This window comes from Burkholderia sp. S-53 (genome assembly GCF_025560745.1).
GTDB classification, from domain to species: Bacteria; Pseudomonadota; Gammaproteobacteria; order Burkholderiales; family Burkholderiaceae; genus Burkholderia; species Burkholderia pyrrocinia.
In genome coordinates this window covers 943,800-964,384 of sequence record NZ_CP090484.1, presented here as the reverse complement: position 1 = coordinate 964,384, position 20,585 = coordinate 943,800, and the positions used below count along the sequence as shown (strand labels likewise).

At 67.7% G+C, this 20,585-nt stretch carries 22 protein-coding genes; 5 read left to right on the top strand and 17 right to left on the bottom strand.

Going from position 1 to position 20,585, the window contains the following annotated elements; all coding sequences use genetic code 11:
• Nucleotides 1-100 precede the first annotated feature (100 nt).
• The gene (locus tag LXM88_RS26535) at nucleotides 101-1,426 is read left to right on the top strand and encodes a leucine-rich repeat-containing protein kinase family protein (RefSeq protein ID WP_262546929.1); all 1,326 of its coding nucleotides are present in this window, start codon (nucleotides 101-103) and stop codon (nucleotides 1,424-1,426) included.
• Between the two features lie 51 nt (nucleotides 1,427-1,477).
• Here LXM88_RS26535 and LXM88_RS26530 read toward each other — a convergent pair whose 3' ends face one another.
• The 8 genes from LXM88_RS26530 to LXM88_RS26495 all read right to left on the bottom strand — a co-directional run bounded on the left by LXM88_RS26530 (nucleotide 1,478) and on the right by LXM88_RS26495 (nucleotide 6,904).
• Nucleotides 1,478-2,107 (bottom strand): LysE family translocator, encoded by a 630-nt coding sequence (locus LXM88_RS26530; RefSeq protein ID WP_262545647.1) that lies wholly within the window; start codon nucleotides 2,105-2,107, stop codon nucleotides 1,478-1,480.
• Nucleotides 2,108-2,199: 92 nt separating this feature from the next.
• The gene (locus LXM88_RS26525; RefSeq protein WP_165948044.1) at nucleotides 2,200-2,373 is read right to left on the bottom strand and encodes a hypothetical protein; all 174 of its coding nucleotides are present in this window, start codon (nucleotides 2,371-2,373) and stop codon (nucleotides 2,200-2,202) included.
• A gap of 32 nt (nucleotides 2,374-2,405) precedes the next feature.
• Entirely contained in the window at nucleotides 2,406-2,852 is a 447-nt protein-coding gene (locus LXM88_RS26520; RefSeq protein WP_262545637.1) for a copper chaperone PCu(A)C, read from the bottom strand.
• An 82-nt stretch (nucleotides 2,853-2,934) separates the two neighbouring features.
• Entirely contained in the window at nucleotides 2,935-3,300 is a 366-nt protein-coding gene (gene copC, locus LXM88_RS26515) for a copper homeostasis periplasmic binding protein CopC (protein ID WP_262545636.1), read from the bottom strand.
• A gap of 302 nt (nucleotides 3,301-3,602) precedes the next feature.
• Complete coding sequence (locus LXM88_RS26510) at nucleotides 3,603-3,980, bottom strand: DUF2946 domain-containing protein (RefSeq protein ID WP_262545634.1); 378 nt, start codon at nucleotides 3,978-3,980, stop codon at nucleotides 3,603-3,605.
• A gap of 92 nt (nucleotides 3,981-4,072) precedes the next feature.
• Complete coding sequence (locus LXM88_RS26505; RefSeq protein WP_262545632.1) at nucleotides 4,073-4,567, bottom strand: SRPBCC family protein; 495 nt, start codon at nucleotides 4,565-4,567, stop codon at nucleotides 4,073-4,075.
• A gap of 58 nt (nucleotides 4,568-4,625) precedes the next feature.
• Nucleotides 4,626-4,928, bottom strand: coding sequence for a 2Fe-2S iron-sulfur cluster-binding protein (locus tag LXM88_RS26500; protein WP_262545630.1), 303 nt, complete (start codon nucleotides 4,926-4,928; stop codon nucleotides 4,626-4,628).
• Nucleotides 4,929-4,999: 71 nt separating this feature from the next.
• Nucleotides 5,000-6,904, bottom strand: a complete 1,905-nt coding sequence (locus tag LXM88_RS26495; protein WP_262545628.1) for a sigma-54-dependent Fis family transcriptional regulator — start codon at nucleotides 6,902-6,904, stop codon at nucleotides 5,000-5,002.
• A 395-nt stretch (nucleotides 6,905-7,299) separates the two neighbouring features.
• Here LXM88_RS26495 and LXM88_RS26490 point away from each other — a divergent pair, with 395 nt between their 5' ends.
• Both LXM88_RS26490 and LXM88_RS26485 read left to right on the top strand, forming a co-directional pair.
• Complete coding sequence (locus tag LXM88_RS26490; protein ID WP_318654716.1) at nucleotides 7,300-7,575, top strand: DUF2964 family protein; 276 nt, start codon at nucleotides 7,300-7,302, stop codon at nucleotides 7,573-7,575.
• Between the two features lie 240 nt (nucleotides 7,576-7,815).
• Nucleotides 7,816-8,103 (top strand): DUF1488 domain-containing protein, encoded by a 288-nt coding sequence (locus LXM88_RS26485; RefSeq protein ID WP_034180648.1) that lies wholly within the window; start codon nucleotides 7,816-7,818, stop codon nucleotides 8,101-8,103.
• A gap of 244 nt (nucleotides 8,104-8,347) precedes the next feature.
• On the opposite strand, the gene LXM88_RS26480 is transcribed toward LXM88_RS26485, so the two are convergent.
• Nucleotides 8,348-9,649 carry an NCS2 family permease gene (locus tag LXM88_RS26480; protein WP_096473708.1) on the bottom strand — a complete coding sequence of 434 codons (1,302 nt, stop codon included), beginning with the start codon at nucleotides 9,647-9,649 and terminating at the stop codon, nucleotides 8,348-8,350.
• A 758-nt stretch (nucleotides 9,650-10,407) separates the two neighbouring features.
• Here LXM88_RS26480 and LXM88_RS26475 point away from each other — a divergent pair.
• A complete protein-coding gene (locus LXM88_RS26475) occupies nucleotides 10,408-10,686 on the top strand; it encodes a hypothetical protein (RefSeq protein ID WP_047902603.1) in 279 nt (92 codons plus the stop codon).
• A gap of 160 nt (nucleotides 10,687-10,846) precedes the next feature.
• Here the strand turns inward: LXM88_RS26475 and LXM88_RS26470 are convergent, their stop codons facing one another.
• The 6 genes from LXM88_RS26470 to LXM88_RS26445 form a co-directional block, all read right to left on the bottom strand.
• Nucleotides 10,847-11,221 (bottom strand): DUF2917 domain-containing protein, encoded by a 375-nt coding sequence (locus tag LXM88_RS26470; protein WP_262545623.1) that lies wholly within the window; start codon nucleotides 11,219-11,221, stop codon nucleotides 10,847-10,849.
• 326 nt (nucleotides 11,222-11,547) lie between these two features.
• Nucleotides 11,548-11,925: a DUF2917 domain-containing protein gene (locus LXM88_RS26465; protein WP_262545622.1), complete on the bottom strand. Its 378-nt coding sequence runs from the start codon at nucleotides 11,923-11,925 to the stop codon at nucleotides 11,548-11,550.
• Between the two features lie 251 nt (nucleotides 11,926-12,176).
• A complete protein-coding gene (locus LXM88_RS26460) occupies nucleotides 12,177-12,464 on the bottom strand; it encodes a hypothetical protein (protein ID WP_174430291.1) in 288 nt (95 codons plus the stop codon).
• Nucleotides 12,465-12,542: 78 nt separating this feature from the next.
• A complete protein-coding gene (locus LXM88_RS26455) occupies nucleotides 12,543-13,448 on the bottom strand; it encodes a metal-dependent hydrolase (protein WP_262545620.1) in 906 nt (301 codons plus the stop codon).
• A gap of 34 nt (nucleotides 13,449-13,482) precedes the next feature.
• Nucleotides 13,483-15,270, bottom strand: coding sequence for an SDR family oxidoreductase (locus LXM88_RS26450; RefSeq protein WP_262545618.1), 1,788 nt, complete (start codon nucleotides 15,268-15,270; stop codon nucleotides 13,483-13,485).
• 39 nt (nucleotides 15,271-15,309) lie between these two features.
• Nucleotides 15,310-16,209: a M24 family metallopeptidase gene (locus tag LXM88_RS26445; protein ID WP_262545617.1), complete on the bottom strand. Its 900-nt coding sequence runs from the start codon at nucleotides 16,207-16,209 to the stop codon at nucleotides 15,310-15,312.
• A 616-nt stretch (nucleotides 16,210-16,825) separates the two neighbouring features.
• Here LXM88_RS26445 and LXM88_RS26440 point away from each other — a divergent pair.
• Nucleotides 16,826-18,103, top strand: coding sequence for a haloacid dehalogenase-like hydrolase (locus LXM88_RS26440; protein ID WP_262545615.1), 1,278 nt, complete (start codon nucleotides 16,826-16,828; stop codon nucleotides 18,101-18,103).
• An 81-nt stretch (nucleotides 18,104-18,184) separates the two neighbouring features.
• On the opposite strand, the gene LXM88_RS26435 is transcribed toward LXM88_RS26440, so the two are convergent.
• Nucleotides 18,185-18,958: a slipin family protein gene (locus LXM88_RS26435; protein ID WP_262545614.1), complete on the bottom strand. Its 774-nt coding sequence runs from the start codon at nucleotides 18,956-18,958 to the stop codon at nucleotides 18,185-18,187.
• Nucleotides 18,955-20,526: an NfeD family protein gene (locus LXM88_RS26430; RefSeq protein ID WP_262545613.1), complete on the bottom strand. Its 1,572-nt coding sequence runs from the start codon at nucleotides 20,524-20,526 to the stop codon at nucleotides 18,955-18,957. Before LXM88_RS26430 ends, LXM88_RS26435 begins: the two co-directional genes overlap by 4 nt.
• Nucleotides 20,527-20,585: the final 59 nt, after the last annotated feature.

Sequence of the window (20,585 nt, the reverse complement as noted above, 5' to 3'; positions counted from 1 at the left end):
GAAGGGGGGATGACACGATTGCGGTGTGCATGAGTGCGATCCCGGTAGAATTCGGGCGATCGGTCCGACGACCATCGCCATGGCTATCCGCTTTCTCCCCGTGACCACGACCCTCGAACAACTGCAGGCCGGACAACTGTCGGGCGCCCGGCAACTCAAGCTCGCGTGCGGCTTGACCGAGTTTCCGCGCGAGATTTTCGATCTCGCCGACACGCTCGAAGTGCTCGACCTGTCCGGCAACGCACTCGCCGCGCTGCCGGACGACCTGCCGCGGCTGCATCGCCTGCGCATCCTGTTCGCGTCCGGCAACCGCTTCACCGCGTTCCCGGACGTGCTCGGCGCGTGTCCGCAACTGGACATGATCGGCTTCAAGGCGAACCGGATCCGCACGGTGCCGCGCGGATCGTTGCCGCGTGCGCTGCGCTGGCTGATCCTGACCGACAACGAAATCGACGCGCTGCCCGCTGAAATCGGCGACTGCTCGCGATTGCAGAAGCTGATGCTCGCGGGCAACCGGCTGCGTGCGCTGCCTGCCGAAATGGCCGCGTGCCGGGCACTCGAACTGGTGCGCCTGTCGGCGAACCGGCTGGACGAACTGCCCGACTGGTTGCTGCGCCTGCCGCGCCTCGCGTGGCTCGCGTACTCCGGCAATCCGTTCAGCGCCGCGCCGGAAGCCGCGGCGTCGGCCGGGCCCGAGGTCGCGGACATCGACTGGGCATCGCTGTCGTGCGATCAGAAGCTGGGCGAAGGCGCGTCGGGCGTCATTTACCGCGCGCAATGGCGTGCGGACGGTCATCCGTCACGGGCGGTCGCGGTCAAGCTGTTCAAGGGCGCGGTGACGAGCGACGGGCTGCCAGACTGTGAAATGGCCGCGTGCCTGCACGCCGGCCGCCACCCGAACGTGATTCCGGTGATCGGCAAGGTGCGCGGTCATCCGGACGGCACGCACGGCCTCGTGATGGAACTGGTCGACCCTGCGCTCACGAACCTTGCCGGGCCGCCGAGCTTCGCGACCTGCACGCGCGACGTGTATGCGGCCGACGCGCGATTCGAGCCGGCGGAGGCCGTGCGGATCGCGCACGGCATCGCATCGGCCGCACGCCATCTGCACGCGCGCGGCATCATGCATGGCGACCTGTATGCGCACAACATCCTGCACGACGGCGCGGGCGGCGCGCTGCTGGGCGACTTCGGCGCGGCATCGTTCTACGACGCGAGCGATGTACGGCATGGCGCCCGGCTCGAACGGCTGGAGGTTCGAGCGTTCGGCCACCTGCTCGGCGAATTGCTCGCGCATTGCGCGCCGCACACGTGGGCCGGGGAGCATGAGCTGGAAGCGCTCGCGGCGGCCTGCGTGAGCGAGGACATCGACACCCGGCCGTCGTTCGACGGGATTGTCGACGCGCTGGACGGGTGGAAGGTCTGAGGGAGACGGGCTGCTCGCCGGGTCGTTCGTTGCCCGGCGTGCGTACGGTCGTCAAACCTGTCGCGCGGTCAGCAGCTTGATCCCGAGCCCGACGAACAGCAGCCCGCTGGCGCGCTTGAGCGCGCGCACCGCGCGGCTCATGCCGAAGCCGCGATGGAACCGGCGCACGCCGGCCGAATAGACGCTGTGAACGACCACGACGGTGCATGCGATCGTCGCGTACATCACGACGAACTGCAGCGCGAGCGGGCGGTCGTGCACGATGAACTGCGGCATGAACGCCGACAGGAAGATCATCGTCTTCGGATTGCTGCCCGACACGAACAGCGCTTCGCGGAACAGCTTCCCGCGGTCGGGCGCGGCGATCTCCGCCGCGCCGGTCGACGCGGCGGCCTTGCGGTCGCCGCGCAGTTGCCGGACGCCCAGCACCATCAGGTACGCGGCGCCGACGACCTTCATCGCGACGAACAGCGGCGGCATCGCGGCGAGCACCGCGCCGACGCCGAGTGCGACGAGCAGCACGACCACGCCCTGCGCGACGAGGTTGCCCGCGATCGTCGCGGCGGTGCCGTGCTTGCCGTAACGCACCGTGTTGCGGATCACGAGCAGCACGTTGGGCCCCGGCGACAACGTCGTGGCGAGATACGCTGCGGCAAACAGCATCCAGGTCTGAATGGACATGCGTCGCTCCGAAAGGCGGTTCCGGCGGTCGGGGTGACGCGATGATGCCACGCCAAAATGGCGCAAGCATCCGCCGGAACCGGCGCGGCGCGTCAGCGCGCGTCGCGCATGCAGTACGCGGGGATCGACGGCGGCGTATCGATCGCGGCAGGCCGCGTCATCCACGCGATCCACGCGGCCCATAACCCGCAGGCGATCAGCACGGCGACATTCAGCGGCGTCCGGTAGCGGACGATCAGGTCGGCCAGCGGCAGGCGGTTCTTCATGTGCGTCTCCATCTGTCGTTGCGCATGCAACGTTACTGACCGGTGTATGCCGGCGCCTTCGCGTCGCAGGTCACCGGCACCGTCGAGCCGTCCGCGAAATGCAGCCGGAACGGCACCTTCGCGCCGGGCGCGACAGGCTGGCGCGGTTGCTCCAGCATCACGTGATAGCTCTTCGGCCTGAACGTCACGGTGCCGTGCGCGGGCACCTCGACCGCGTCGACGTGAACCATCTTCGCGGTGCTGCCGTTCGTCTGCGTTTCATGCACCATCGCCATCCCGTATGCGGGGGTGTCGATGCCTGTCAGCCTGGCGGGCGCATCGCCGTCGTTCTTCAGCGTGAAGTAACCGGACGACGGCACCGTCGCCGGCATCGCACGGATCCAGCAGTTGTCGGCCTGCACGGCCGGTGCGGCGAACGTGGCGGGGGCTTGCAGCGCCAGCAGCGCGAAGAGCAGGCTGGTCGGAATCGGGCGTTTCATCGTTGGTTTTCCTTATGGGTGTGCCGCATGGGGCATCTAGGGCAATGCGATCGGTGCGGTATGCCGATGCGCATCGCGTCCATCACTTCAGCGTGAACGTGTAGCGGCCTTTCGTGCGATGGCCGTCGCTGGCTACCGCGATCCACGCGACCGTGTACGTGCCGGCCGTCAGGCCGGCCAGCGCGACGTGCATCCGCTTCCGGTTACCGGCGTCGACGGCCGATTTCCCGTCGGCGACCGACTGCCCGTGGCTGTCGGTGACGGCGATCGAGCTGAAGGCCGGTTCGAGCGCTTCGCTGAAATCGATCGTGACCGCGTGCGGGGCGCTCGAAAGCGTGGCGTTGGCGGCGGGTTCCTGAGTCTTCGGGAGCGCGTGTGCCTGGGCGGCCTGGATGACGAAGAAGCCGAGTGCGGCGAGTGCGCCGCGAACGAAAAGGGCGGTTTTCATGGCTGGTTGTGCGAGTGGCGAATCGGAGGGAGACACACGGAATCGACGGACGGATGCGCGAGCCGCATCGCAGCGGCACCGATGCCGGCTGCGGCCGGCGCGCACGTGCGCGGCCGGACGTTCGCAGGAGAGCGATGGTCGGCGCGGCAGTACGAACCGGAAGCGGCCAGCCGCACGCACGGCACGGCGCCGCGCGCAATACGGTGAGACATGATCGTCCTTCGAAACGTGACACGTCGCGCACGCCGGTGGCGCGCGCTGACCGCGCGATGCATTACTGCATCACGCGTGACGACGACGGTTCAGGACGCGGACGGAGGGGCGCGCGGCTGCGCGGCCGTGAGCGGCAGCGCACGGCGCAGGCTGTCGAAGCGGGTCGCTTCGCGGTGCTGGATGACGCGCACGTTGGCCGCGAACGTCAGTTCGGGCGCGGGCAGTGCGGGCGTATGCGCAAGCAGGCTGCAATAGCCGCATGCGTGGAGGTGGGCCTGCAGGCTCTTCGACGCCGAATCGGCGGCGCGGTCGCCGGTGGCCGGCGCGGCCGTGCAGTAGCCGGCCAGCAGCGCATCGACGCGGCCTTGCGTCGTCAGCGCCTGCGAGATCGTCGGCGCGAGCGCCGTCATCAGGATGGCGAGCATCCCGATCAGACTGCCGATCTTCCGGAGACGACGACTCAGCATGCGATGCGCGGCGGCGGTTGGGCGACGATGGAGCGGATTATGCCACGCACGTCGATGCGCATGTCGGCAGGGGTGTGCGGCATCGCGGCACGTCATGCGTGCTTCGTCAGATATTTCGTGATCAGCATCATCTGCGCGGCCCAGCCCTGATCGTTCATCTCGCGCGCCTTCGCGCGACGTGCCTCGATCAACTGGTCGAAACCCGTTTCGGTGACCGTCAGCAGCGTGCCGCCGGCCTGTGCGGCGAGCGTGAACGTGACGAGCGTCATCGGCTCGGACGTGTAATCGATGTTCGGATCGATCGCGAACGGATGCCAGCGAAACGAGAACAGTTGCTTCGGCTCGACGCGATCGACGACGATTTCGAACACGGTGCCCGCATAGGGCTCCTGTGCCTTCGCGACGTCGTCGTCGACGCGCGTCGGCGTGATGCGGCCGAACAGCGGCTGGTCGGCCGCGAACGGCCCGTCGAACGTGACGCCGAACCAGTGGCCGAATTCCCCGGAATTGCTGACGGCTTCCCAGACGCGGTCGGGCGATGCCGCGAGCAGGGTCTGCTGTTCGATGCGATCGGTTTGCTGGGTCATGACGTTCTCCACGCAGGATCAACCGTTGCAGGACGGCGCACGCGATCGCACGCCGCGTCTAGTCGAGCATCATCGCGTCGGGCACGTCGAGCACGAGGTCCGACGTCGCGACGGCCACGCACGGCAGCGTATAGCCGTCGGCCTTTTCTTCGCGGCTCAGCCCCGGCCATTCGATCGTGTAGCGTACGCTGCCGCTGACGATCCGGCAAAGGCAGCTTCGGCACGTGCCGTTGCGGCACGAGCGCGGCAGCGCCACGCGTGCGAACGCGGCGGCCTCGAGCACCGTCAGCGAGTCGGGCGCATCGAAGGTCGCGCCGAGCGGCTCGATGCGCACGAGGGGAGGGTGTTCCGGATCGGTCATGGTGAAGCGGGCGGTGGTTCGGCGGCAACGCGCCAAGCATACCCGAAGCCGCCTGCGGCCGGCCGCGTGTGTCAGTGCCGGCGCAGGTACCGGTACACGGTGTTGCGAGCGAGACCGAGTTCGCGCGCGGCCGCCGATACGTTGCCGCCGTGCCGTGCGAGCACCGCGTCGATCACCGCGGCCTGATGGCTTTGCAGCGTCGTGCCTTCGCGCGGGTCGACCGGTGCGGTCGTGGCCGTTGCAGCAGGTGCCGCCGGCGCATCGTCGCAGTCGAGCCAGAAATCGTCGGGCAAATGCGCGAGCGTGATCTCGGTTTCGTCCTCGGCGAGCATGCCGGCCGTGCGCAGCACGTTGGTCATCTGCCGCAGGTTGCCGGGCCAGCGGTGGCGCGTGAACGCGTCGAGCACGTCGGCCGCGATGCGGCGCGGCATCGGCTCGCTGCGGGCGAGTCGCGCGAGAATCCGCTCGACGAGCGCGGGCAGGTCGGTGCGCGCGGCGAGCGCCGGCAGCGTGACCGCGAGCCCGTTGATCCGGTAGAACAGGTCTTCGCGGAACGTGCCTTCCGCGATCATCGCGCGCAGGTCGCGATGGGTCGCGCAGACCACGCGCACGTCGACCGGCACCGCGCGCGCGCCGCCGAGCGGCATCACCGCGCGTTCCTGCAGCACGCGCATCAGCCGGACCTGCTGCGCGAGCGGCATGTCGCCGATCTCGTCGAGAAACAGCGTGCCGCCGTCGGCCTGCACGATCTTGCCGGGGCTGCCGCGCTTGCGGGCGCCGGTGAATGCGCCGTCTTCATAACCGAACAGTTCGGCCTCGATCAGCGAATCGGGCAGCGCCGCGCAGTTGACCGCGACGAACGGGCCGTCCGCGCGCGGCGACGCCTGGTGCAGCGCGCGCGCGAGCCATTCCTTGCCGGTGCCGGTCTGGCCGAGGATCAGCAGCGGCAAGTCGCGCCCGCGGATCTTCGCGACGCGTTCGAGCACGGCGGCCATGCGCGCGTCGCCGGTATCGAGCGTTGCGAACGTGATCGCGTCGGGGTCCGGCGCGCGCACGCGTGCAGCCGGTGCGGGCGGCGTGACGGCGACGGTCGCCCGCTGCGCTTCCGAGAATTCGCAGCGCGCGAGCACGCGGACGCCGGTCGACAGCGTGAGACGGAACAGCGCGCCGGGCGCGCGCGCCGCCTGCTGCGCGAGCTGGCCGAAGCGCATGCCGAACAGCGCGTCGGTGCCTTGATGCTGCAGTGCATCGAACGGTGCGCCGAGCTGGAATTGTGCGCTGCGGTTCGCGGCGATCAGCCCGCCGTCGGGGCCGAATGCGACGAGCCCGGCGAACAGCGAGTCGACGCAATCCTCGTGTGCGTGAAAGCGCAGCCGCAGTGCTTCCGCGCACTGGTTCGCGAACAGGTGGTTTTCGATCAACTGCGCGGACATCCGCACGAGCGCGAGCGTATGCGGGCTGGAGCCGCGCGGATCGCCGCTGACGTCGAGCGTGCCGAGCGTGCGGCCGAACGGATCGAAGATCGGCGCGCACGAGCAGGTGAGGATGTGATTGGCGCGCAGGAAATGCTCGGCGCCGTGCACCGCGACGGCCTGGCCCGACGCGAGCGCGGTGCCGATCGCGTTGGTGCCGCGCGCGCCTTCGGCCCACGAGACGCCGGTGCACAGCGCGACGCGGTTGGCTTTCTCGATGAAGTCCGCGTCGCCGATGCTGTGCAGGATCACGCCGTCGGCGTCGGTCAGCAGCACGAGGCTTTGCGTATCGGCGATTTGCGCGTGCAGGTTCTCCATCACCGGGCGGGCGTGCGAGAACAGTGCGTGATTCGTGTCGAGCAACTCGCGCAGCGCGATGCGCGACAGCGGCGAGAAATCGGGGCGCTCGTGCGCGCGCAGGCCGACCGCGGTCGAACGCGCATGCGCCTGCGCGAGCAGGTCGGTGCGACCCGCGGTGGCGGGCAGCACGAAGGGGTGCGGCATGACTTGTCTCCTGTCGACCAGAGTTAGCGCTTCAGCGCTTACTCTGGTCCCATGCTTCGCGGTCGGTCCCAGTTAGCGCTTCAGCGCTTACTGGGACCCCATGCTTCGCGGTCGACCAGAGTTAGCGCTTCAGCGCTTACCGAGATCCCATGCTTCGCGGTCGGCCTCGGTCAGCACTTCAGTGCTTACTCGGGCCCCATGCTCCTCGATCGGTCAATCCTGTGCGTCGTTACCTGCCGAAGCGCTATCACCGAAACCACCCGCGGACTCCGGTTCCGCTTGCGGCGCACCATCGGGCACGAAGGCCGACCATCCGGGTACGCATCATCATACAAGCGCCACGTGCGATGTGCGACCGCGAACAAAATCCCCTTGCTTTTAAATGGCCGCATGCAATGATGGAAATGGAACACGCGCGCGCCGTGTTCCGCATCGCAACATGCATGCGACGCGACATGCATCCGTTCGGGAGACGCATCATGGTTCGGACGGAACTGAGAGTCGTGCTGGCGGCCATCGCCACCTTCATCATGCTGGGCGGCATTGCCGTGGCGATCCACGGATTGCTGTTCGATCTGAACGATGCGGTGCGATACGGGGCGGCCGCGATTGCGGTGGGCGTCGCGACGGCCGCAGTCGCGCTCAACGTCTGGCCCACCGATCCGCACTGACGTCCGTTTCCGAAACGGTGCCGGATGCCGCGCTGATCTGATGAAATGCGCGTCGGAACGACGCACACCGGAAAATTTGTCTCCTGCGCGAAACCGTCTAAAGTGGAAAGCAACCAGCATGCATTGTCCGCGCCATACCTCCGCGGACGGTGCCTCCGCTGGCGAGCCCGCGTACATTTCGTCCGGCCGGTAGCGGACGACGGACGCGGTCATTCGTGTTCTACCGGTCGAGGCGGCTTCATGCAGATCCATTTCACGAACGAGAAGCCTGAATATTCGGGGCGCGACCTGATGCTTGGGTTTACCGCGCTGGTCAATGGCGAGCGCGTCCAATGTCAGATCACCGCCGAGGCGCTGGAAGACCACTTCGGTGCGGCATCGCCGCGCTTCGAGGACATGGTCGGCGCATTCGACCAGCACCGCGATCGCATCGAGGCGGCTGCACGGCGCCTGCTGTCGGAGACGCGCGCGCAATGCGTGACGCTGCGCAGCGGTTATGTTCGCTTCTACGAGGCGAACTGGCGCTGAAGAAACGATGCTCGTCTTGCGTCGCGCGTCGCATGACGATGCGCGCGCGGAAAGACGTCGCGTGTCCAAGCAATGCCGTTCGGCGAGGGCCGGGCGGCATTTTCGTATGCGGGCCGCGCCGGCTGCGCATGCGTCGGCATGACCGGACGTGGTGTTTCTCAGGATCGCAGAAGAGATCATTCGAAAACAAAAACGCCGCCCGAAGGCGGCGTTTCTCATCATGCATCGCGCCGAAGCGCGTCCGTCATTCGCTGCCGAGATAGAAGAAGCGGAACAGGAACACGGCCGCGATGATCCACACGATCGGCTTGACCGTGCGGGCCTGGCCCGTCAGCAGCTTGAGGCCGCCGTACGCGATGAAGCCGAACGCGACGCCGTTCGCGATCGAGTACGTGAACGGCATCAGCAGCGCGGTCAGCGCGGCCGGCACGGCTTCCGTCGCATCGTCCCAGGGCACGTCGACCATCTCGCGCAGCATCAGGCACGACACGTACAGCAGCGCCGGTGCCGTTGCGTAGCCCGGCACGACGCCGGCGAGCGGCGCGATGAACAGGCACGCGAGGAACAGCACCGCGACGGTGATCGCCGTCACGCCCGTGCGGCCGCCGGCCTGCACGCCCGATGCGCTCTCGATATACGCGGTGGTCGACGACGTGCCGAGCACCGAGCCCGCGACGATCGCCGTGCTGTCGGCGAGCAGCGCCTTGTTCAGGCGGTTCATCTTGCCTTCGACGAGCAGGCCCGCGCGGTTCGCGACGCCCATCAGCGTGCCCGTTGCGTCGAACAGCTCGACGAGGAAGAACACGAGGATCACGTTGATGATGCCGGTCGACAGCGCGGCGCCGATGTCGAGCTTGAACAGCGTCGCGTCGATCGACGGCGGCGCGGAGAACACGCCGTGGAACTGGTTGTCGCCGAAGAAGAACGACAGGATCGTGACGCCGATGATGCCGATCAGGATCGCGCCGCGCACGCGCAGGTGGTCGAGCGTGACGATCGTGAAGAAGCCGACGATCGCGAGGATCGTGTCGTGCTTGTGCAGGTCGCCGAGCGTGACGAGCGTGGCCGGGCTGCCGACGATCACGCCCGACGTCTTCAGCGAGATGATGCCGAGGAACAGGCCGATGCCGGCGGTGATCGAGATTCGCAGCGATTTCGGAATGCCGTTGACGATCGCCTCGCGCACGCGGAACAGCGTGACGAGCAGGAACAGGCAGCCGGAGATGAACACCGCGCCGAGCGCGGCCTGCCACGTGAAGCCCATCCCCTTGACGACCGTGTACGCGAAGTACGCGTTCAGGCCCATGCCGGGCGCGCATGCGATCGGGTAGTTCGCGTACAGCCCCATGATGATCGACGCCAGCGCCGCGACGAGGCAGGTCGCGACGAACACGGATTCCTTCGGCATGCCGGCGTCGCCGAGGATCGCGGGGTTGACGAAGATGATGTAGGCCATCGTCAGGAACGTGGTGACGCCCGCGAGTATTTCGGTGCGGAAGTCGGTGCCGGCTTCAGCGAAGCCGAAATACCGCTTGATGGATTCCATTAGGGCGTTTCTCCGGTCGGGTTGTCGTGTTGCTTGTTGTGCCGAATTGTTGTAAAGGCAGCGGCCGGCTTAATGTAACCAGCCACTATTGCCCGGCTATCGGCGGATTGTAATAGCGCGGATAGCTCGGACGATATAGTTGGAGGGCCCGATCGACTGCCTGCGCGCGAACGGTCTGGCAGCCCGGTCGCGCGACGAAGGCGCGCATTTTACCGGTTCGGGCGGAACGGGCAGGCGGAAAGGGTAAAAACGGGAGCGTGACGAACCGGCGGGGCCGGCCGATGCGTGCGCAACGGCACGCGGGCCGCATTGCGCGCGGCCGGGATGCGATGGCATTCGACTGAAACGGAGCGCCCGCATGCTGCACGAACACGGTGCAGGCATCGCGTGCGCGCGAACGCGCGTGCGTGGCCGGTGCGAGAGCGCAGCGGCGTGCAGCGGCCATTCGTCAGTCCAAGCGGTTGCAGATATCGGGCTATCCTGCGCCGAAGCCGTTCCGTCCGCAACTGTCATTTGGCGCTGCGGGGGCGACTGTGGTTTCTGTGTAAAAGATTGCAAGACCCCATCGCATAAACCGGCAAGTCTTTCTAGGATAGATACACCGCGCATGCACACGCCGGCCAGTAATTGCCGACGCGGGGGAGTCGCAGTCCGTGCAGGCCAGGCGGTGAAGTGCGGTCAAGGCCGTTGCGCGTTCGGGCAGGCACGGCCGATTGCGATTGCCCGATGCGGGTTCGTCCGTAATCACGGAGGTCAGCATGTTGAACTGGATCAGCCGTTGGGCGATGCGACACGCCCCCACGCCGGAAAAAACCGCTGCGTCGATGCTCGTGACGGCGCGCATGGAACTGTTCGCAGCCGAACAGCGCGTCATCGATGCGAAATTACAGGCGGATTACTGGCGCACACGTGTGTCATTCCTCGAGGAGGTGCAGAAGCAGGGCATCGATCCGTGGGTGACCTCGCAGGCATCGCAACGCCCCGAGCTCGATTCAACTCCCCGAAGCACGGGCCCGCGTCTCGCCGCCAGCACCTGATGCACCTGCTGCATCCGGTCGCTGCGCACGGCGCGCGATCGCTCGCGGCACGCACTGGCGTGCCGCGTCATTCGAAGCGCACCTGCGGCGCGTTGCGCCGCGGGTGCGTCCGTTTCCGGCCGCGGCCGTTCCGCGTCTCGCGTGCGTGACCACGCGTCGATCATCCGCTCCTTCTCCATACCCCGGCGAGCAAACGTTGCACTTGCGCGAGCGTGCGCCTGAAGCGCTCGCTGCGTCGCACGTAGGCGGTCGTGATCGTTGCTTCGGCCGCTCGGTCGGCATCGGTGCCGAGCCAGATGCGCTCGCCGCGTGCGATGCGCAGCACGTCGCCGGGCTGCACCCAGTAGTCGTCGACGCTCGGCGGGCGCGTGATCCACAGCGCCGCGCCGTGCGCGCGGATCTCCGCGTCTTGCGGCGCGCGCCAGGTCATCGTCGTGCGCGGCGCGACCGCGAAACGGATCACGACAGTCGGTAACGCGATCGTGCCGGCGCGGCGCCGATCGGGACGGTCAAACAGCTGGCTTGCCTGGTCCATCGTCTTCTCCATTCAGTGAGCCGGACGGATGACGCGCACCAGAACAAAAAGGCCTCATCCGTTTCCGGCGAGGCCTTGTGTGACATGCGGTACTGCTCGATTGCTAACGCACAAGCGCCTCCCGTGATCCATTCTTTCGAATGTTCACTGGGCAATGAATCGCGATGGCGATGAGCTTGAACGTAGGCATGCGAACGAGTTTGTCTTCGTGGTGATGCGTTGTCAACGATAATTTTCGAGATATGTGACGCGGATGCATCGACGCGTGCTTGCGGCATTTCGTGATGAAGCTGCGCACTCGTACCGCGTACGCAGCGACGCTTTCGTCATGGACGACTTCGACTTCGTCCGCGCAGCATGCCGCGCATCCGTGCGAGCGCCCGCTGCAGCCACGTGCCGCGTTTCATCGTGTATGTGGTCGTGATCGATGCTTCGGCCGGCCGGTCATCTTCGGTGCTCATCCAGATGCGGTCGCCGCGCTGCACGCGCAGCACGTCGCCGGTTCGTATCCAGTAATCGTCGACGCTGCCGAGCCGCGTGATCCACAGCGTCGCATCGTGCACGCGGATCTCGGCGTCGCGCTGCGCACGCCACGTCAGCGTCTTGCGCGGCGCGACCGTGAAATGCATCGTGACGCTCGGCAACGCGATCGCATCGGTGCGGCATCGATCGGGGCAAACAATCAGGCGGCTTGCTTGGTCCATCGTCATCTCCATCCGTTGAGCCGGGCAGGATGACGCGCACCAAAACAAAAAGGCCTCATCCGTTTCCGGCGAGGCCTTGTGACATGCGTGTCTGAATCTCGATGCTAACGCACAAGCGCCCCCGGTGATCGCCGCGTATGGGCGTTCACTCGATTTTCATGCGCGATGGCGATGGGCTTGAGCATAGGCATGCGAACGAGTGTGTCGTGTCGGCGCGGCGCTGTCAACGGCAATTTCGAGATACGTGGCGGTTACGCGTCGCGTTGCGCGAGCCCGTTCACGAGCAGTTCGGACAGCAGGCCCGTCATCCCTTCCGGATGCGTGGCCGCGCGTGCCTTCAGTTGTTCGACGAGTTCGGCGTTGAGCTTGCACGCGAACGGCACGAGCCCCTGTTCCTGGTCGAGCTTGCGCTGCGCGCGGCGGTCGAGCTTTGCCGTGTCTTCGGCGCCCTTGCCGAAACGGGCGGCGCCCGACTGCTTCATCGCTTGCGTCAGCTTGAGCGCCTTGTTCTTTTCGAGATCGGTTTTCTTCATGGCCATCGCGGCACCTCCGGGAAATGAAGCCGCGATTGTACGCATTTCGGCGGGCGCCGCCCGCCGCACCCGCCGGAAACCGGTTTACGCACCCTTCGTCGTGCCCCAGTTGCCGCCGTGCGCGGCCGCCTGCGCGGCCGGCGAGCGCGCGAGGTATTCGAGCGCCTGTTCGGTCGAGCCTTCGTGGTGCGGCGTATAGCTTGGCTTGAAATAGCGCAGCGCCGCGCCGATCACCTTCCAGAACGACGGCAGGTGCCCGCGCCGCGAACCCTGCCACCACGCGAGCACGAAGCCCGGGTAGCGTCCGGCGTCCGGGTCGCGCGTGTACATGAACTTCGCGCCGGTCGTGATGTAGTAGAGCAGCAGCAGGATCACGAACGCCATGTGCACGCAGCGCTCCGGATAGGTGCCGCCCAGGTGCCGGTAGATGTCGAACGCGACGGTGCGGTGCTCGACTTCCTCGGCGCCGTGCCAGCGCAGCAGGTCGACCATCGTCGGGTCGGCCTTGCCTTCGTCGAGCCCGTGCGCGTTGAGCACCCAGTTGCCGAGATAACCGAAGAAGTGCTCGAGCGACGCGATCACCGCGAGCTGTTGCCGCAGCCAGAAACGCGTATGGCCGATCTTCAGCCCGAGCGGCTGTTCGCCGAGCACGCGCGTGAACAGCCGGTTGAGCTTCTGCGTGAACGGCTTCGTGTCGATCCCGTGCCGGTCGTAGTAGTGCTTGAGCACGCCGCCGTGCGAACGCGAATGCACGGCTTCCTGCCGCAGGAAGCCTTCGGCCTCGTCGCGCAGGCGCGCATCGGCGATCAGCGGCAGCGCCTTGTTGTACACGCGGCAGAACCACAGTTCGCCTTCCGGGAACAGCAGGTTCAGCGTGTTGATGATGTGGGTGCTGCCCGGATCGTTCGGCACCCAGGTGATCGGCGTGTCGCTGAAGTCGAACTTCACGTGCCGGGCCTTGATCTTGTGATAGTCGGCGGTAGCGGTCATTTGTGTCTGTCTCCCTGTGCGGCGTCATGCGCCGTCAATGCGATGCCATGCTGACGCGGGCGATCATCCGGCCGAGCCACGGCATGAAGCGGCCGACAAAGCGCATCGCGTGCGCTTCGCCGCCGACCGCGACGACGGGGCGGTTGCGCAGCACGCCGTCGACCATCGCCTGTGCGACGGTTTCGGGTTTCAGGCCGCGCATCTGGTACAGCTTCGTCGCGCGCTTGCGCAGCCGCGCTTCGTCCTGCGCGTTGGCGCCCGCGTATTGCGTCGACCCCATGATTCCGGTTTCCGCGAAGCCGGGGCACACGGCCGTCACGCCGATGCCTTGCTCCGCGAGTTCCGCGCGCATGCATTCGCTGAGCATCAGCACGGCGGCCTTCGTCGTCGCATAGGCGGGCAGGTCGCGCGACGGCCCGAACGCGGCGGCCGACGCGGTGTTGACGATGTGGCCGCCGGTGCCGCGCGCGGCCATCTGCTGCGCGAACAGCCGCGAGCCGTGGATCACGCCCCACAGGTTCACGTGCAGGATGCGCTCCCAGTGCCGCGTGCTCGTGTCGAGGATGCCGCCGGCCATGCCGATGCCCGCGTTGTTGATCACGACGTCCGCGCCGCCGAGTTCGCTGCCGACCCACGCCGCGAGCGCTTCCATCTCGTCGGCGGACCCGACGTCGACGCGTTTCGCGTGCGCCTGCGCACCGGTCAGCCCGATCAGCAGCGCGGTGCGCTCGGCGCTCGCGGCATCGATGTCGCACGCGACGACCGTCGCGCCTTCGCGTGCGAACGCCAGGGCCGCGCAGCGGCCGATGCCGCTGCCCGCGCCGGTGACGACCGCGACCTTGCCGCTGAAGCGCCCGCTGGTTGCGCGGCGGCGCGCGTTCGCGAGCGCGGGCGGTTCGGTGCCCGCTTCGACCGCATCGATCAGTTGCCCGGCGAGATCCGCGAAGCGCGCGGGATCGGCGAGCGGCAGCCAGTGGCCGGCCGCAACCTCGCGCCGGTAGTACTGCGGCACCCAGCGCGACAGGTTCTCGGACAGCGCGGGGCTCACGTACTTGTCGCCGAGCGGCACGATCGTCTGCACGGGCGCATGCGCGTAGCGTTCGCGCGGCGCGAACAGGCAGCGGATGAAGTTCGCGCGATAGAGGCGCACGCCGCGCGCGCCGTCGTCGGCCTGCGTCGCGCGCGGCGCGGCGGGCGTCTTTTCGACGCGGCGCAGCAGGCCCGGCCATGCGCGGCCGAGCCACAGCCGCCAGCCGAGCTCGGGGATGAACGGCAGGTGGAACAGGTACACGTACCACGACCGCACGAGCTGGCCGCCGAGCTTGGCCAGCGACGCGGGCGTCGGGCGCAGCACGCGTTCGCGCAGCCAGAAGCCGACGTGGTCGAGGCACGGCCCCGAGCACGACGTGTACGACGCGATGCGGCCGGCGAGGCGCGGATCGGTGACGAATTCCCAGCCCTGGATCGAGCCCCAGTCGTGCGCGATCAGATGCACGGCGCGGCCGGGGCAGAGCGCGTCGATCACAGCGACGAAATCGTCGGTCAGCTTCGCGAGGTGGTAGTCGGCCGTGCGCTTCGGCACGCCGGACAGGCCCGCGCCGCGCACGTCGTACGCGATCACGTAGTGCTTGCGCGCAAGCAGTGGCGCGACGTGCTGCCAGACGCTGCTGTCGTCGGGATAGCCGTGCACGAGCACGACCGGCGAACGGGCCGGGTCGCCCCAGGTCTTGACCGCGAGCGTCAGGTCGCCGGAGGCGACCGCCGTCTCGCGATGAACCGATTCGAACAGGGCCAGCGGCGCTTCGTCGGAAAGAGGCTGCATCGTGAGTCCGTCGTTCAGGGATTCGGAGGGAGGGGCACGTCAGGCGGCGGCCGGCGCGGTCGCGGCGGCCTGCGCGCGTTCGGCCTGGTGGCGCTGCCAGCGGCGCACGTGCGGCAGGTCGTCGTCGAGCCAGTACGCGTCGTCGTCGGTGATCACGAGCAGTTCTTCGAATTTCGCGCCGACGCCGGCGAAGCCGAGATGCGGTTCGACGGCCCACAGGCCCGGCACGGGCGCATGTTCGGAGCGGCGGTCGATCGACCACAGCGGCGACCAGCCTTGCTGCTTCGCCGCGCGGCCCTGGTCGAGCAGCAGGTTGCGCGTCGCGTTCAGCCCGAAACGCGCGACGAAGCGCGGCTTCGACAGCTTGTGGATCTTCGCGACACGATGCGCGAGCACCTTGAACGGATAGGCCTTGTGGCGCGGCTCGACGCCCTGGCGGCGGCACAGCGCGTCGACTTCCTGCGCGACCTCGGCCATCGGCCGGCGCGCCTTCACGAGCCGCACGATCATGTCGCGGTGGTCCATCAGGTCGTCCTGCAACTGCTCGAGGATCGGGTTCTCGCCGAGGCAGTGCGCGTAGCCGACGTCGGCCACGATGCCGTCGAGCACGGGCGCGACGTCGAGGATCACCGGCATGTCGGTTTCGAGCTGGCGATTGCTCGGGAAGAACGCGAGATTGAAGCCGCCCATGTGCTTGAGGCCCGAGAAGCCCTCGAACGCGGTGCGGTCGCCGAACCACGCGAACGGCTTGTGCAGCCAGTCGTGCACGCCGTTGTCCTGCAGCCATTCGGTCAGCAGGCGCGCGGCTTCCTTTTCGGTGATGCCGGGGTAGAGCATTGCGCCGACGGTTTCGACACAGCGGTAGGCAAGCTGCTGGACCGCGCGGAATTGCGGCAGCTCGTCGAGGTGGACTTCCGGCAGCGGGTGGTGGTCGGCCATGGTGCGTCTCCATATGTCGGCCAGAGTGGGCGCTTCAGCGCTTGTCGACCGGTGTTGGTGCTTCAGCACCGACTCCGGTCCCACGCAAAGCGCGCTCCGGTCCTGTGCAAAGCGGGGCGCTGATCCGGAATGCATTCGCCGGTGTTCCCGTCGAGAATTATTCAGTCAGCATTTAATGTGCCATTGAGTGATGTAATGATAATAGCCGGTTCGACGTGGCGCGCCAGCCCCCGGGGGTGAGGATTTGTCCTAATGAAGGGCCGAAATGGAGGAGAGACTCTAGGTTTCCGGAGGTCGGGGCCGGATGGCTGTCGGCGTGCACGCGTACGGATCGGGGGCGCTGGCCGGTGGTTGTCTCACAGGCGGTCCCGGCGCCGGCCCGGATGGCCGCGCGTGCGGCTCGCCTTGCGACGGCCCGGCATGTCGCGCCGGATCAAGTCCCTGTCGCGTCACGATGTGACGCTGTCAAATTGCCGAAATAATTTCGTCACATCATTCGCCCCCGGTTCGGAGCCATCCCGGCTTCGCCGCGCCGATGAGCCGCCGGCGCGCGGAGCGCCGCGCGGGGTAGCGACCGAAGCCGATTCGAGATTCGACATTTCCACGGAGAGAGACCATGCAACGCCGCCTGTTCATGAACACCCTTGCCGCGGCGACCGCCGCGACGTCGCTGATGCTCAAGGCCGGCACGGCCGACGCGAAGAGCACGACCGCGCCGGATGCGCTGGACCCGGGCCGCTGGTCGCCGTTCAACGCCGCGCGCCTGCAGGCGGTGCTCGACCGGCATGGCGTCGCGAGCGCGCGCTACGACGGCAAGCGCCGCCCGTACGCGGTGTTCGACTGGGACAACACGTGCATCATGAACGACTGCGAAGAGGCGTTGCTGATGTACCAGATCAACCATCTGCAATACAAGCTGACGCCGGACGAATTCGTCGACGTGATGTGGAAGGACGTGCCGAAGGGCGCGTTCATGAAGGACTACACGACGATCGACGGCAAGCCGGTGACGATGGAAGACCTCGCCGCCGACGTCGAATCCGACTATCGCTGGCTCTACGCGAACTACAAGGGATTCGGCGGCAGCAAGAGCCTCGACGAGATTCGCGAGACCGATCAGTTCAAGGATTTCCGCGCGAAGCTGTACTTCATGTACGACGCGATCTGCGACACGCACCCGCTCGAGATCGGCTACAAGTGGATCATCTACTTCTACAAGAACATGACGACCGCCGAGCTGCAGGCGATGGCGGAAGCGTCGAACAACTACGGCATCGGCGACGCGCTGCGCAAGGTCCGCTACGAAAGCCCGAAGACGTTGCCGGGCAAGGCCGGCGTGGTGGCCGACACGCATTTCCACGGCATCCGCATTCATGAGGAAATCCGCGCGGTGATGCACACGCTGCGCGCGAACGGCATCGACGTGTACGTGAGCACGGCGTCGCTCGACGATGTCGTGCGCGTGTTCGCCGGCAATCCGAACTATGGCTACGGCGTGCCGCCCGAGAACGTGATCGGCCTGCGCCTCGACATGCGGGACGGCAAGTACACGAGCACCTATCCGGCCGGCTGGCATTTCAACTGGGGGCCCGGCAAGACGGTGGGCATCCGCAACGTCCTCGAATCGAAGAAGGGCTACGGCCCGCTGCTGGTGTTCGGCGACAGCGACGGCGACGCGTGGATGCTGCGCGACTTCAAGGACACCGCGGCCGGCGTGATCGTCAACCGGATGAAGAAGGGCGAGATCGGCGCGGACAGCAAGCTCGCCGCCGAGCAGGTCGGCAAGCCGGACGCGCGTTTCCTGCTGCAGGGCCGCGACGAGCACACGGGCCTGATGATCCCGGACGAGAAGTCGATCAAGTACGGCAAGACCGAGCGCAAGCTGCTGGCCTGACGTGCGCGGGGCGCCGGGCCGTCGCGGCCCGGCGTCCATCGGGATCGATGGCGGCTTCGCGCGGGCCGGGAAATGCGCGTCTCAGTGCGTGCGTGGCTGGCCGAGCCGGTCCATTAACGCGCCCAGCAGGTCGATCGGCAGCGGAAACACGATCGTCGAGTTCTTGTCGGCCGCGATCGTCGTCAGCGTCTGCAGGTAGCGCAGCTGCATCGCCTGCGGCTCCTGCGCGAGCTTTTGCGCGGCCTGCAGCAGTTTCTCCGACGCCTGCAGCTCGCCTTCCGCATGGATCACCTTCGCGCGCCGTTCGCGCTCGGCCTCGGCCTGCCGCGCGATCGCGCGCACCATCGTCTCGTTCAGGTCGACGTGCTTGATCTCGACCGTCGACACCTTGATCCCCCACGCATCGGTCTGCGCATCGAGCGTCTTCTGGATGTCGGCGTTCAACTGTTCGCGCTCGGCCAGCAGCGCATCGAGCTCGTGTTTGCCCAGCACCGAGCGCAGCGTCGTCTGCGACAGCTGGCTCGTCGCGTCGAAGAAGCGCGCGACCTGGATCACGGCCTTCTCCGGATCGACGACGCGGAAATACACGACCGCATTCACCTTCACCGACACGTTGTCGCGCGTGATCACGTCCTGCGGCGGCACGTCGAACACGACGGTGCGCAGGTCGATCCGCACGACCTGCTGGACGATCGGGATGATCAGCACGAGCCCCGGCCCCTTCACTTTCCAGAAGCGGCCGAGCATGAACACGACGCCGCGCTCGTACTCGCGGAAGATGCGGATCGACGACGCAACCAGCACCACGAAGAAGACGATCAGGACGCTGCTGAAGCCGAATGTGTAGCCGATCATGTTGGTTCACCTTGATGTTGTTGTTCCTGCGCCGGCACGTCGTACAGCGGCGCGACGGTGAGCATCAGCCCCTGGCGGCCGGTGACGCGCACGCGGCAGCCCGCCGCGAGCGGCACGCTGCTCGCGACGCGCCAGCGCTCGCCATGCACGCGGGCCCAGCCCGCGGCCGACGGCGCGGGGCCGGCCGCGCCGTGCGGCTGGTCGGCGAGCAGGCCGTCGTCGAGCACTTCGCCGATGCTGCCGACCATCGCTTCGGCGCCCGTCACGACCGGGCGCCGCCGCGCGCTCAGCGCAACGCTCGACACGCCCGCGACGAGCAGCCCGCCGCCGAGCGCGAGGCTCCCGATCACCGGCCACGGAATCCCGTAGCCGGGCACGTCGGTATCGATCAGCATCAGCGCGCCGATCGTGAACGACACGATCCCGCCGAAGCCGAGCACGCCGAAGGTCGGCAGGAACGCCTCCGCGACCAGGCAACCCAGGCCGAGCAGCACGAGGCCGAGGCCCGCATAGCTGATCGGCAGCAACTGCATCGCGAACAGCCCGATCAGCAGGCAGATCGTGCCGACGAGGCCCGGCAGCACGAAGCCGGGGTTCGCGAATTCGAAGAAGAGGCCGTAGATGCCGATCGTCAGCAGGATCAGCGCAACGTTCGGATCGGCGATGATCGACAGGAACCGGCTGCGCCAGTCGGGCTCGACCACGACGAGCGGCGCATGCGCGGTCGCGAGCCGCACCGTGCCGGCGGTGGTCGTCGCGCTGTGGCCGTCGAGCTGGCGCGCAAGGTCGGCCGGATCCAGAGCGATCAGTTCGACGACGTGCTGCGCGCGCGCCTCGTTCGCCGACAGGCTGACGGCTTCGCGCACCGCGCGCTCGGCCCATTCGGCATTGCGCCCGCGCAACTGCGCGAGGCCGCGAATATAGGCCGACGCGTCCTGCATCGCCTTGCGGATCTCGGTCGATTGCGTGTCGGTCGGCAGCGCGGCCGGCGTCGTGCCCGGGGTTCCGGATGCACCCGGCGTCCCGGCCGGCGGCGCCCGTGGCGCGGCGGGGTTCCCGCCCGGCGGCGTGGCGCCGCCGACGCCGATCTGCACGGGCGACGCCGCACCGAGATTGGTGCCGGGCGCCATCGCCGCGAAGTGGCTTGCATAGACGATGTAGGTGCCCGCGCTCGCGGCGCGCGCGCCGCCCGGCGCGACGAACGCGGCGACCGGCACCGGCGAGCCGAGGATGGCCTTGATGATCTGCCGCATCGACGAGTCGAGGCCGCCGGGCGTGTCGAGCTGCAGGATCGCGAGCGGCGCGTGCTCGCGAGCGGCGCGGTCGAGCGAACGAACGATGAAGTCGGCGCTGGCCGGCCCGATCGCGCCGTTGATGGGGATCACGATGACCGGGTGCGCGGCTGCGGCTGCGGGTGCAGCGGCGGGCGGCGGCGCGGCGACGGCCGCGCACACGACGAGCAGCGCCGCGAACAGTGCGGCGCGTGCGACCCGCGCGGACAGCGGGTGACGGGGGTGGCCGTCGGGCGCGGCAAGCGCCGGCGACGGCCCGTGACTGTGAAAGCGCATCTGGGCGTCCGGGCGGCGCGCGGCCGCGCGCCGCCTGGCTCGCGGAAAGGGCGTTGGCC

Excerpts from the sequence above, each read along its gene's own strand:
- LXM88_RS26520 (WP_262545637.1), bottom strand. The coding sequence starts at position 2,852 with ATGAAACGCCCGATTCCGACCAGCCTGCTCTTCGCGCTGCTGGCGCTG.
- LXM88_RS26455 (WP_262545620.1), bottom strand. The coding sequence starts at position 13,448 with ATGACCGCTACCGCCGACTATCACAAGATCAAGGCCCGGCACGTGAAG.
- LXM88_RS26510 (WP_262545634.1), bottom strand. The coding sequence starts at position 3,980 with ATGCTGAGTCGTCGTCTCCGGAAGATCGGCAGTCTGATCGGGATGCTC.
- LXM88_RS26470 (WP_262545623.1), bottom strand. The coding sequence starts at position 11,221 with ATGGACCAGGCAAGCCAGCTGTTTGACCGTCCCGATCGGCGCCGCGCC.
- LXM88_RS26465 (WP_262545622.1), bottom strand. The coding sequence starts at position 11,925 with ATGGACCAAGCAAGCCGCCTGATTGTTTGCCCCGATCGATGCCGCACC.
- copC (WP_262545636.1), bottom strand. The coding sequence starts at position 3,300 with ATGAAAACCGCCCTTTTCGTTCGCGGCGCACTCGCCGCACTCGGCTTC.
- LXM88_RS26530 (WP_262545647.1), bottom strand. The coding sequence starts at position 2,107 with ATGTCCATTCAGACCTGGATGCTGTTTGCCGCAGCGTATCTCGCCACG.
- LXM88_RS26440 (WP_262545615.1), top strand. The coding sequence starts at position 16,826 with ATGCAACGCCGCCTGTTCATGAACACCCTTGCCGCGGCGACCGCCGCG.
- LXM88_RS26480 (WP_096473708.1), bottom strand. The coding sequence starts at position 9,649 with ATGGAATCCATCAAGCGGTATTTCGGCTTCGCTGAAGCCGGCACCGAC.
- LXM88_RS26445 (WP_262545617.1), bottom strand. The coding sequence starts at position 16,209 with ATGGCCGACCACCACCCGCTGCCGGAAGTCCACCTCGACGAGCTGCCG.
- LXM88_RS26450 (WP_262545618.1), bottom strand. The coding sequence starts at position 15,270 with ATGCAGCCTCTTTCCGACGAAGCGCCGCTGGCCCTGTTCGAATCGGTT.
- LXM88_RS26475 (WP_047902603.1), top strand. The coding sequence starts at position 10,408 with ATGTTGAACTGGATCAGCCGTTGGGCGATGCGACACGCCCCCACGCCG.
- LXM88_RS26485 (WP_034180648.1), top strand. The coding sequence starts at position 7,816 with ATGCAGATCCATTTCACGAACGAGAAGCCTGAATATTCGGGGCGCGAC.
- LXM88_RS26500 (WP_262545630.1), bottom strand. The coding sequence starts at position 4,928 with ATGACCGATCCGGAACACCCTCCCCTCGTGCGCATCGAGCCGCTCGGC.
- LXM88_RS26505 (WP_262545632.1), bottom strand. The coding sequence starts at position 4,567 with ATGACCCAGCAAACCGATCGCATCGAACAGCAGACCCTGCTCGCGGCA.
- LXM88_RS26490 (WP_318654716.1), top strand. The coding sequence starts at position 7,300 with ATGATGGAAATGGAACACGCGCGCGCCGTGTTCCGCATCGCAACATGC.
- LXM88_RS26460 (WP_174430291.1), bottom strand. The coding sequence starts at position 12,464 with ATGGCCATGAAGAAAACCGATCTCGAAAAGAACAAGGCGCTCAAGCTG.
- LXM88_RS26430 (WP_262545613.1), bottom strand. The coding sequence starts at position 20,526 with ATGCGCTTTCACAGTCACGGGCCGTCGCCGGCGCTTGCCGCGCCCGAC.
- LXM88_RS26495 (WP_262545628.1), bottom strand. The coding sequence starts at position 6,904 with ATGCCGCACCCCTTCGTGCTGCCCGCCACCGCGGGTCGCACCGACCTG.
- LXM88_RS26525 (WP_165948044.1), bottom strand. The coding sequence starts at position 2,373 with ATGAAGAACCGCCTGCCGCTGGCCGACCTGATCGTCCGCTACCGGACG.
- LXM88_RS26435 (WP_262545614.1), bottom strand. The coding sequence starts at position 18,958 with ATGATCGGCTACACATTCGGCTTCAGCAGCGTCCTGATCGTCTTCTTC.